The following is a 12,768-nucleotide window of genomic DNA, read 5'->3' on the forward strand; positions in this document are numbered from 1 at the left end:
GCAAATATCCTACGATCCGGAGATATCTGAATGGGGAAACCCACTTGAGCAAACCTCAAGTATCCATACGCCAATACATAACGTATGGAAGGGAACCCGGGGAACTGAAACATCTAAGTACCCGGAGGAAAAGAAAGAAAACTCGATTCCCAAAGTAGCGGCGAGCGAAATGGGAGGAGCCTAAACCGGAATGCGTGCATTCCGGGGTTATGGACTGCATAACGTGACTTGAATGGTAAAAGAACGGTTTTGGGAAATCCGGCCAGAGAGGGTGAAAGCCCCGTATTTGAAACCAGAAGAGAGCAGGCAGTATCCAAAGTACCACGAGACACGAGAAACCTTGTGGGAAGTCGGGGGGACCACCCCCCAAGGCTAAATACTACTTAGTGACCGATAGTGCATAGTACTGTGAAGGAAAGGTGAAAAGAACCCCGGGAGGGGAGTGAAAAAGAACCTGAAACCCTGTGTTTACAAGCTGTGGAACCACTTTATATGTGGAACCGCGTACTTTTTGTAGAACGGTCCAGCGAGTTACGCTGGCTGGCAAGGTTAAGCACTCAAGGTGTGGAGCCGGAGGGAAACCAAGTCTTAATAGGGCGAAAGAGTCAGTCAGAGTAGACCCGAAACCGGGTGATCTATCCATGTCCAGGTTGAAGTTACCGTAAAAGGTAATGGAGGACCGAACGCACATCCGTTGAAAAGGGTGGCGATGAGGTGTGGATAGGGGAGAAATTCCAATCGAACCCGGAGATAGCTGGTTCTCCTCGAAATAGCTTTAGGGCTAGCCTCATATTAGTCTAACGGAGGTAGAGCACTGAATTTCCTAGGGGGCGTCAAAGCTTACCAAAGAATATCAAACTCCGAATGCCGTATAGATGATGTATGGGAGTCAGACTGCACGAGATAAGTTGGGCAGTCAAAAGGGAAAGAGCCCAGACCTCCAGCTAAGGTCCCAAAGTGTGTGTTAAGTGGAAAAGGATGTGGGATTTCGAAGACAACTAGGATGTTGGCTCAGAAGCAGCCATACATTAAAAGAGTGCGTAATAGCTCACTAGTCGAGAGGTCCTGCGCCGAAAATGTCCGGGGCTAAAACACAACACCGAAGCTGAGGAATGACATAGTCATTGGTAGAGGAGCATTCTTAACTGAGACGAAGCTGTACCGTAAGGAGCAGTGGATTGTTAAGAAGAGAGAATGCTGGAATGAGTAGCGAGAGGAAGGTGAGAATCCTTCCGGCCGAATATCCAAGGTTTCCAGAGTAAAGCTGATCTGCTCTGGGTAAGTCGGGGCCTAAGGCGAGGTCGAAAGACGTAGTCGATGGACAACAGGTTGAGATTCCTGTACTATAGTATAACAGAACTGTGGGGACACAGATGGAAAGCACAATCCGGGAATGGAAAAACCGGTACAAGCGGGGTAGGAGTAGTAAAGGCAAATCCGTACTACAATCCGAAGACGTGACGTGGAGCGAACTAAAGTAGCGAAGTGTGTGAGCCAGCTGTCAAGAAAAGCCGCTATTGTTTATATTATACCCGTACCGTAAACCGACACAGGTGGATGAGGAGAGAATCCTAAGGCCGACGGAAGAAGCATTGTTAAGGAACTCGGCAAAATGACCCCGTAACTTCGGGAGAAGGGGTGCCTCGAAAGAGGCCGCAGAGAATAGGCTCAAGCAACTGTTTAGCAAAAACACAGGTCTATGCAAAACCGCAAGGTGAAGTATATGGGCTGACGCCTGCCCGGTGCTGGAAGGTTAAGAGGAGATGTCAGCGCAAGCGAAGCATTGAATTTAAGCCCCAGTAAACGGCGGCCGTAACTATAACGGTCCTAAGGTAGCGAAATTCCTTGTCGGGTAAGTTCCGACCCGCACGAAAGGCGTAATGATTTGAGCACTGTCTCGACAATGCATCCGGTGAAATTGAAATACCAGTGAAGATGCTGGTTACCTGCGCCAGGACGGAAAGACCCCATGGAGCTTTACTCCAGCTTGATACTGGGATTCGGTATTGCATGTACAGGATAGGTGGGAGACTATGAATTCACAACGCCAGTTGTGAAGGAGTCATTGTTGGGATACCACCCTTGCAGTATTGGATTTCTAACCAGCCACCGTGATCCGGTGGTGGGACAATGTCAGGCGGGGAGTTTGACTGGGGCGGTCGCCTCCGAAAGGGTATCGGAGGCGCTCAAAGGTCTTCTCAGAATGGTTGGAAACCATTCGCAGAGTGCAAAGGCAGAAGAAGGCTTGACTGTGACACCGACGGGTGGAGCAGGTACGAAAGTAGGACTTAGTGATCCGGTGGTATAAAGTGGGATTGCCATCGCTCAACGGATAAAAGCTACCCTGGGGATAACAGGCTTATCACTCCCAAGAGTTCACATCGACGGAGTGGTTTGGCACCTCGATGTCGGCTCATCGCATCCTGGGGCTGTAGTAGGTCCCAAGGGTTGGGCTGTTCGCCCATTAAAGCGGTACGCGAGCTGGGTTCAGAACGTCGTGAGACAGTTCGGTCCCTATCCGGCGTGGGCGCAGGATATTTGAGAGGAGCTGACCTTAGTACGAGAGGACCGGGTTGGACTGACCTCTGGTGTACCGGTTGTTCTACCAAGAGCATGGCCGGGTAGCCAAGTCGGGAAGGGATAAACGCTGAAGGCATCTAAGCGTGAAGCCCCCCTCAAGATGAGATATCCCCCACATAAGTGGTAAGACCCCTTGAAGACGACGAGGTAGATAGGTTAGAGGTGGAAGTGCAGTAATGTATGGAGCTGACTAATACTAATAGGTCGAAGGCTTATCCATAAGGTTTAGGATAATGTCAATAAAGTTGATATGATCAACGAAGTTGGTAATGCAAGAACGGATGATAATTTGATGAATTTCTGTGTGTGATTTTGAAGGTATATGTATGTGAGGCAGCTAAGGATAGCTGCTTTTTTCTTTGCAAATAATTATTGAATGAATCTTTTTTTACAGCAGCATAGTTTTCAATTGATGTAATTTGCTATGGCACATCACTAGCACAAACTGATCAGAACATTGGTCAGTATATCTTGGTAAAATCAGCAGCAATATTTAAACACACTTTTGAGTGTGGTTGAAATATGTATGGACTATTATAAGAATTAAGTGGATGAAAAAAAGAATATAAGCTATACATGTGTATAACTTATATAAATCAACCATCTTTCTATTCACCATCTCAATCTACAAAGTGTCCCCTTCTCAGCTAAACCCCAATATAAGAACCTGCAGAGTCTCAATTTCAAGTAATAACTCATAAGATTGTTTTGAATAGTGAGCCATAAGCCACTAATAAACTGTTTTCTGTAGTGCTAGAGAGTATTTGAAAATTCATTCCAGCCATTTGCATGCCCCACTTTGCGGCATATTTGCCCCAAATTCAGGTTATGTAGCCCGCTACGCGCCCTTCATCAGGGAGAAATCTCCCACAAATTGTGACGCACAGCTGCCAGAAAGCAATTTTAAAACACGCTTTAGGAGATAGAAAATATCTTCTATAATAGAGACGATAATTACTTGCTAAATTATCTAAATTAAATATAAAAATCAAAAAATATAAATTATTTAAAAAAATGAAAAAATATGTTGACAATTAATTGGGAAGATGTTATTATTATCAAGTCGCTTCGATACATCGACAAATTTAGAAAAGAAATTCTAAAAAATGTCAAAAAGTTGTTGACAAAAAGCAATTAACTTGTTATACTAACAAAGTTGCTGACAACATGGTGACAAGCAGAACCTTGATAATTGAACAGTGAAACAACCTTGAAAGATTCTATTAAAAGAGATTTCAAAATTAAGAACCGTATCAGAAATGATACAACCTTAAAACAGTAATAAAGGGATAAAATTAGCTAGTAGTTGATTTTTGAACTAAGATCAAAACTTTATTTGAGAGTTTGATCCTGGCTCAGGATGAACGCTGGCGGCGTGCTTAACACATGCAAGTCGAGCGAAGCATAAAAACAGATTTCTTCGGAATGAAATTTTTATGACTGAGCGGCGGACGGGTGAGTAACGCGTGGGTGACCTGCCTCATACAGGGGGATAACAGACAGAAATGTCTGCTAATACCGCATAAGCGCACAGTGCTGCATGGCACAGTGTGAAAAACTCCGGTGGTATGAGATGGACCCGCGTCTGATTAGCTAGTTGGTAAGGTAACGGCTTACCAAGGCGACGATCAGTAGCCGGCCTGAGAGGGTGAACGGCCACATTGGGACTGAGACACGGCCCAAACTCCTACGGGAGGCAGCAGTGGGGAATATTGCACAATGGGGGAAACCCTGATGCAGCGACGCCGCGTGAAGGAAGAAGTATTTCGGTATGTAAACTTCTATCAGCAGGGAAGAAAATGACGGTACCTGACTAAGAAGCCCCGGCTAACTACGTGCCAGCAGCCGCGGTAATACGTAGGGGGCAAGCGTTATCCGGATTTACTGGGTGTAAAGGGAGCGTAGACGGCATGGCAAGTCTGGTGTGAAAGGCAGGGGCTCAACCCCTGGACTGCATTGGAAACTGTCAGGCTGGAGTGCAGGAGAGGTAAGTGGAATTCCTAGTGTAGCGGTGAAATGCGTAGATATTAGGAGGAACACCAGTGGCGAAGGCGACTTACTGGACTGTAACTGACGTTGAGGCTCGAAAGCGTGGGGAGCAAACAGGATTAGATACCCTGGTAGTCCACGCCGTAAACGATGAATACTAGGTGTCAGGGAGCAAAGCTCTTTGGTGCCGCAGCTAACGCAATAAGTATTCCACCTGGGGAGTACGTTCGCAAGAATGAAACTCAAAGGAATTGACGGGGACCCGCACAAGCGGTGGAGCATGTGGTTTAATTCGAAGCAACGCGAAGAACCTTACCAAGTCTTGACATCCCTCTGACCGGACAGTAACGTGTCCTTTCCTTCGGGACAGAGGTGACAGGTGGTGCATGGTTGTCGTCAGCTCGTGTCGTGAGATGTTGGGTTAAGTCCCGCAACGAGCGCAACCCTTATCTTCAGTAGCCAGCAATTCGGTTGGGCACTCTGGAGAGACTGCCAGGGATAACCTGGAGGAAGGTGGGGATGACGTCAAATCATCATGCCCCTTATGATTTGGGCTACACACGTGCTACAATGGCGTAAACAAAGGGAAGCAGCCCTGTGAAGGTGAGCAAATCCCAAAAATAACGTCTCAGTTCGGATTGTAGTCTGCAACTCGACTACATGAAGCTGGAATCGCTAGTAATCGCGAATCAGAATGTCGCGGTGAATACGTTCCCGGGTCTTGTACACACCGCCCGTCACACCATGGGAGTCGGAAATGCCCGAAGTCAGTGACCCAACCGTAAGGAGGGAGCTGCCGAAGGTGGAGCCGGTAACTGGGGTGAAGTCGTAACAAGGTAGCCGTATCGGAAGGTGCGGCTGGATCACCTCCTTTCTAAGGAAAGAATGAGTAAAGGTTGTTTTACTGTTCAATTATTAAGTAATAAAAAGAGTATTCTGGAAAGCCGGGCAAAAGCCGGGCAGAACGAAATGCAGAAATGAAATTACTATAATAATATAAAATTTCTGGTGGCGATGCGCTTAGGGGAAACACCCGTACCCATCCCGAACACGATGGTTAAGACTTAAGCGGCCGATGGTACTGCACTGGTAACGGTGTGGGAGAGCAGGTGGCTGCCAGATTATAAAAAAATAATATGGAATAACTGTTTTTACCAGTGATTTAAGATCAAAATGCTTTTGGTTTTAAATGACTGATAAAAATTCAGTCAGTAAAATATGTACCTTGAAAATCACATATAGAAATAATTAAAAATATCTAAATTAGATAAGACATCCGAGGTAGTTATCTTTTAAAAAAGGTAATTATTTTAAACTAGCAACAAAACTAAACCAACACCGAACAACGCTATGTGAGGTGAAAAAATGGTTAAGCGAACAAGAGCGCTGGGTGGATGCCTTGGCACTAAGAGCCGATGAAAGACGTGATAAGCTGCGAAAAGCTTCGGGGAGGAGCAAATATCCTACGATCCGGAGATATCTGAATGGGGAAACCCACTTGAGCAAACCTCAAGTATCCATACGCCAATACATAACGTATGGAAGGGAACCCGGGGAACTGAAACATCTAAGTACCCGGAGGAAAAGAAAGAAAACTCGATTCCCAAAGTAGCGGCGAGCGAAATGGGAGGAGCCTAAACCGGAATGCGTGCATTCCGGGGTTATGGACTGCATAACGTGACTTGAATGGTAAAAGAACGGTTTTGGGAAATCCGGCCAGAGAGGGTGAAAGCCCCGTATTTGAAACCAGAAGAGAGCAGGCAGTATCCAAAGTACCACGAGACACGAGAAACCTTGTGGGAAGTCGGGGGGACCACCCCCCAAGGCTAAATACTACTTAGTGACCGATAGTGCATAGTACTGTGAAGGAAAGGTGAAAAGAACCCCGGGAGGGGAGTGAAAAAGAACCTGAAACCCTGTGTTTACAAGCTGTGGAACCACTTTATATGTGGAACCGCGTACTTTTTGTAGAACGGTCCAGCGAGTTACGCTGGCTGGCAAGGTTAAGCACTCAAGGTGTGGAGCCGGAGGGAAACCAAGTCTTAATAGGGCGAAAGAGTCAGTCAGAGTAGACCCGAAACCGGGTGATCTATCCATGTCCAGGTTGAAGTTACCGTAAAAGGTAATGGAGGACCGAACGCACATCCGTTGAAAAGGGTGGCGATGAGGTGTGGATAGGGGAGAAATTCCAATCGAACCCGGAGATAGCTGGTTCTCCTCGAAATAGCTTTAGGGCTAGCCTCATATTAGTCTAACGGAGGTAGAGCACTGAATTTCCTAGGGGGCGTCAAAGCTTACCAAAGAATATCAAACTCCGAATGCCGTATAGATGATGTATGGGAGTCAGACTGCACGAGATAAGTTGGGCAGTCAAAAGGGAAAGAGCCCAGACCTCCAGCTAAGGTCCCAAAGTGTGTGTTAAGTGGAAAAGGATGTGGGATTTCGAAGACAACTAGGATGTTGGCTCAGAAGCAGCCATACATTAAAAGAGTGCGTAATAGCTCACTAGTCGAGAGGTCCTGCGCCGAAAATGTCCGGGGCTGAAACACAACACCGAAGCTGAGGAATGGAAGTACATCTACGGGTGTACCCATTGGTAGAGGAGCATTCTTAACTGAGACGAAGCTGTACCGTAAGGAGCAGTGGATTGTTAAGAAGAGAGAATGCTGGAATGAGTAGCGAGAGGAAGGTGAGAATCCTTCCGGCCGAATATCCAAGGTTTCCAGAGTAAAGCTGATCTGCTCTGGGTAAGTCGGGGCCTAAGGCGAGGTCGAAAGACGTAGTCGATGGACAACAGGTTGAGATTCCTGTACTATAGTATAACAGAACTGTGGGGACACAGATGGAAAGCACAATCCGGGAATGGAAAAACCGGTACAAGCGGGGTAGGAGTAGTAAAGGCAAATCCGTACTACAATCCGAAGACGTGATGTGGAGCGAACTAAAGTAGCGAAGTGTGTGAGCCAGCTGTCAAGAAAAGCCGCTATTGTTTATATTATACCCGTACCGTAAACCGACACAGGTGGATGAGGAGAGAATCCTAAGGCCGACGGAAGAAGCATTGTTAAGGAACTCGGCAAAATGACCCCGTAACTTCGGGAGAAGGGGTGCCTCGAAAGAGGCCGCAGAGAATAGGCTCAAGCAACTGTTTAGCAAAAACACAGGTCTATGCAAAACCGCAAGGTGAAGTATATGGGCTGACGCCTGCCCGGTGCTGGAAGGTTAAGAGGAGATGTCAGCGCAAGCGAAGCATTGAATTTAAGCCCCAGTAAACGGCGGCCGTAACTATAACGGTCCTAAGGTAGCGAAATTCCTTGTCGGGTAAGTTCCGACCCGCACGAAAGGCGTAATGATTTGAGCACTGTCTCGACAATGCATCCGGTGAAATTGAAATACCAGTGAAGATGCTGGTTACCTGCGCCAGGACGGAAAGACCCCATGGAGCTTTACTCCAGCTTGATACTGGGATTCGGTATTGCATGTACAGGATAGGTGGGAGACTGAGAATTCACAACGCCAGTTGTGAAGGAGTCATTGTTGGGATACCACCCTTGCAGTATTGGATTTCTAACCAGCCACCGTGATCCGGTGGTGGGACAATGTCAGGCGGGGAGTTTGACTGGGGCGGTCGCCTCCGAAAGGGTATCGGAGGCGCTCAAAGGTCTTCTCAGAATGGTTGGAAACCATTCGCAGAGTGCAAAGGCAAAAGAAGGCTTGACTGTGACACCGACGGGTGGAGCAGGTACGAAAGTAGGACTTAGTGATCCGGTGGTATAAAGTGGGATTGCCATCGCTCAACGGATAAAAGCTACCCTGGGGATAACAGGCTTATCACTCCCAAGAGTTCACATCGACGGAGTGGTTTGGCACCTCGATGTCGGCTCATCGCATCCTGGGGCTGTAGTAGGTCCCAAGGGTTGGGCTGTTCGCCCATTAAAGCGGTACGCGAGCTGGGTTCAGAACGTCGTGAGACAGTTCGGTCCCTATCCGGCGTGGGCGCAGGATATTTGAGAGGAGCTGACCTTAGTACGAGAGGACCGGGTTGGACTGACCTCTGGTGTACCGGTTGTTCTACCAAGAGCATGGCCGGGTAGCCAAGTCGGGAAGGGATAAACGCTGAAGGCATCTAAGCGTGAAGCCCCCCTCAAGATGAGATATCCCCCGCATAAGCGGTAAGACCCCTTGAAGACGACGAGGTAGATAGGTTAGAGGTGGAAGTGCAGTAATGTATGGAGCTGACTAATACTAATAGGTCGAAGGCTTATCCATAAGGTTTAGGATAATGTCAATAAAGTTGATATGATCAACGAAGTTGGTAATGCAAGAACGGATGATAATTTGATGAATTTCTATGTGTGATTTTGAAGGTATATGCATGTAAGGCAGCTAAGGATAGCTGCTTTTTTTGTGCGCTTTTTTATAAGCTCGAGATTAATTTATCTACGGATCAGGTGCCGTATGGGACTAATAATTATATTGTAGATTCTAAGGTAATGTATTAAACTGTAGGTGATATTAGGAGGGAACATATTAGGAGGGAACATATTAGGAGGGAACATATTAGGAGGAAATATATTAGTGGAACATATTAGGAGGGAACATATCAGGAGGAAACATATTAGGAGGAAATATATTAGTGGAACATATTAGGAGGAAATATATTGGGAGGGAACATCAGGAGGGATCATATCAGAAAAGGAGGAGGTAAGAAGGGCAGGATTTATTGAAGTATTATTGAAGTAATAATATTTTAATTACCAATCGGCTCTTCTAAAAGATGAATATTATGTGGGATAATCTATTACTGATGATGAAGCAGTTGAAAAATATGAAATTGAAGAGGAAGATTATGATTTCTCTTATATTTGTCAGCGTATTTGCAATATTATGTTCAGGTATTGCTGGTATTATTATTTTTAAGGAGATTATGGTAGAAAATGCTGAAAAGTTATCGAATAACCTGGTAAAGCAAATTGCTTATAATCTGGATGAACGTATTGGGGAGTTCGAAAGTACATCATATCGAATTGTTAATTTTCAGAGTACAAAGGAGTTACTGTCGCAGAAAAATATTGAAGATGATTCTGTCGAATACGAGGAGAAGAACACGAACTTTGCAGATACAATTATACAGCAGCCATCCCTTTATCAGTATTCCAGGGCAGCGATTCTAGAATCAAAGTATGGAATGGTATATCGGTTTAGCAGAAGCGGAACTGAGGTACAGGATATGTCAGATGCTAAAAAGAAGCTGAATGATCTAAGGGGATTAGTGACAAAAAGCAGTCCGATTGCATGGACGGTGCTGGATGGTGAGATTGTATTTGTAAGAATGATTGTAAATGACAAGAATTTTGAGGAAAAGGGATTGCTGTGCTTTTTTATGAACCAGACCTTTTTTGACTTTATTGACAGGGGAGACGAGCTGTTATCGAATGAGAATCTTATTATTACCAATGCCCATTCAGCAGTATTGCAAAACTATTGTTATGATTTAGAGAATCAATCTTTACAGGGAATTGTATTTGATGAAGATAAGGATTATTTTCTCAAAAACTACAGAGTGAGTTATGAGAATGAGGAATATCAGGTAACAAGTATTTTAAGCAGTAAGAAGCAGTGGCATGTTATAAGTCTGATAAAAGTGCGGGAACTGATGAAGAAAGAGGAGTTTATTTTTCTGGCAGCTGCTCTAATTGCACTGGTGAGCATTGGATTTGCAATATTATTTACCTGGATTATATCCAAAACGATTACCAGGAATTTAACACTTATGGAAGAGAATATGAAGAAGATTGAAAAGGGGGATTTTAAAGCAAGAGTCCGGCCGGTTAGCTATGACGAAATTGGTATGCTTGGATTACAGTTTAATTATATGTCTGTTCAGATTGAGAATCTGATTGACAATTTAGCAAAAGAGAAATTTGCTAAAGAAGAGGCCGAGTTTAATGCACTTCAGGCACAGATTAATCCCCATTTTCTTTACAATACGCTGGGATCTGTGAAATGGCTTGCTCACAAGAAAAATGATCCGGAAGTGGAGAAAATGGTGGATTCTGTAATATCCCTTATGCGTTTTGCTATAAAAAAGACGGATGCTTTCATTACGGTAGAAGAAGAAGTAAACTACATTCACCAGTATATATTTTTACAAAAGGCGAAATATGGAGATGCTTTTCAAGTTGTTTATGAAGTGGATCCTCTTGCAAAGGAATTTAAGATGCTGGGGTTTATATTGCAGCCATTAGTAGAAAACTCTATTTATCACGGGATTGACATGTCTACGGGTGAGGGAGAAATAAGGATAAAGGTATCAGCAGAGGATCATTCTTTAGTCTTAAGGATTGAGGATAATGGAGTAGGATTCTCAGAAGAAAGGCTGGATGAGATTTTGCATAAAGAGAAAAAGTATAAGGGTTTTAATAGTATAGGTATCAAAATTGTAATGGAAAGATTATCTGCATATTACAAAAATGCTTATGATTTCCGAATTACTAGTGAAGAAGGAGAAGGAACGAAGATTGAAATCAGACTGCCATTGTATCAGGAAACGAAGGAGGTAGAGCTTTATGAGCAGTTATAAAGTACTAATCGTTGACGATGATCAAAATTTCAGATATGCAGCGAAAGAAATGATACCCTGGAAAAAGTATAATTTTGTTATTTCAGCGGAAGCTGTAAATGGAAAACAGGCATTGGAGCTCATGCATCAGGAGATATTTCATTTGGTTGTTACTGATATGAGTATGCCGCTTATAAATGGGGTAGAGCTTATCCGAATGGCTAAACAAGAATATCCGGACGTGTTGTTTGTAGCATTAAGTGCTTACGATGATTTTGAATTTGTGAAAGAATCTCTAAAATGCGGGGCTGAAGATTATATTTTGAAATATGATATGGAGGAAGAGAAAACCGAGCAGGTGATTATGGAAATGAAAAATAAATTGCTGCACATGCAGAAGTCGAAAGCGCATCAGCAGTTTATAATGCAAAAAGAAAACTTTTTTATTGAAGGATTCCTGAAAAGTATTGTGGAAGGAAAGGAGTATTCCAGGGAACAGTTAAGGACATGTATGGAGCTTTTAGAAATTGGAAGTGAAGTGCAAATCAGTGTTATAATTATTGAAACAAACCGGGACATGGGGAAAGATACGATTAATACTTTAAAAATAATCAGGCCGAAGCGTTTAGCGTTTTGTCCGATAGATGAATGCAGATGTTTTTTAATATATGACTTTGGGATTTGTAAAAGTATGAGTGAGGCGCATGAGAAAAAGCAGAAATTTATGATGGATATCTATCATCACTTAAAGGATAAGGGATATCAGGAAGTTACATTGGGTGTAAGTGATTTTTGCTACAGATGGGATGGAATAAAGCTGGCTTATAAACAGGCAGAATCGGCATTTGCAAGAAGTGTTTACCTGGGGAAAGATCAGATTTATGATTACGGGTCTCTGGGTACAGTTATAGAATCGTCTGTAGTGAAGGTGAATTATGAGTCTCTGCAATATGCAGTTTTTCATCAGGACATGGAAGGACTTACAGTAGAATTACACCATTTGGGAGAGCAGATATTGCGTGAGCAGCCAGCGGTGGAGTATTTGAATAAACTGTTGCAGGATGTCTATATCTTTATTTATACGGAGGTCTTGAAAAAGAAATCAATTAAGAGAATATCTGCGGGTGATTTGGACGGATTAAAAGAATCTTTGGAGAAAGAAAACAGCTTCCTTGGTAAAATGGAGGCACTGAATAATTACTTACGACCGGTTTACGCAGTCATGATGGCTGGAAAAAAGGCTTATAGCAAAGATATTACCCGTGCGATTACATACATACGGGAACATTTTAAAGAAGATATTAATTTGAGGGAGGTAGCTGGTTATATAGGACTTAGCGAAAATTATTTATCTAATTTGTTTAAGAAGGAGACGGGAGAAAATATGGTGACATATATGAATCGATGCCGGATTGAACTTGCCAAAGAGCTGATTACAAATACAGGTATGAAAGTATATGAGATTGCAGAGGAAGTCGGTTTCAAAAATACTACATATTTCTCCACGATCTTTAAGAAAATGACTCATATGACGGTGCAGGAGTTTAAAAACCATAAATAGTGAAAGAAATGGATAATTTGTTAATTGTTCCGCTGCCGTTACAGGACTTACAATATACCTATCAAAAGGAACAGGA

3 protein-coding genes and 4 rRNA genes (1 of these 7 cut by a window edge) are annotated in these 12,768 nt (G+C 43.8%); all 7 read left to right on the forward strand.

Annotated features, from left to right (window positions below):
• Window positions 1–2,800: ribosomal RNA gene (locus CD03_RS0109455) — 23S ribosomal RNA — on the forward strand; it begins 87 nt to the left of the window's first position.
• A 565-nt stretch (window positions 2,801–3,365) separates the two neighbouring features.
• The gene (locus tag CD03_RS39475) at window positions 3,366–3,506 is read left to right on the forward strand and encodes a DUF6783 domain-containing protein (protein ID WP_442969734.1); all 141 of its coding nucleotides are present in this window, start codon (window positions 3,366–3,368) and stop codon (window positions 3,504–3,506) included.
• Window positions 3,507–3,912: 406 nt separating this feature from the next.
• Window positions 3,913–5,443 (forward strand): 16S ribosomal RNA (locus CD03_RS0109460).
• A 130-nt stretch (window positions 5,444–5,573) separates the two neighbouring features.
• Window positions 5,574–5,691, forward strand: a 5S ribosomal RNA gene (rrf, locus tag CD03_RS0109470).
• Window positions 5,692–5,936: 245 nt separating this feature from the next.
• A 23S ribosomal RNA gene (locus tag CD03_RS0109475) occupies window positions 5,937–8,838 on the forward strand.
• The 16S, 23S and 5S rRNA genes sit together here, the layout of an rRNA operon.
• Window positions 8,839–9,355: 517 nt before the next feature.
• A complete protein-coding gene (locus tag CD03_RS0109480) occupies window positions 9,356–11,152 on the forward strand; it encodes a sensor histidine kinase (RefSeq protein ID WP_027293431.1) in 1,797 nt (598 codons plus the stop codon).
• Window positions 11,139–12,692, forward strand: a complete 1,554-nt coding sequence (locus CD03_RS0109485) for a response regulator transcription factor (RefSeq protein WP_027293432.1) — start codon at window positions 11,139–11,141, stop codon at window positions 12,690–12,692. Before CD03_RS0109480 ends, CD03_RS0109485 begins: the two co-directional genes overlap by 14 nt.
• Window positions 12,693–12,768 lie beyond the last annotated feature (76 nt).

Origin of the sequence: Robinsoniella sp. KNHs210 (assembly GCF_000686105.1) — a bacterium.
GTDB classification, from domain to species: Bacteria; Bacillota; Clostridia; order Lachnospirales; family Lachnospiraceae; genus Robinsoniella; species Robinsoniella peoriensis.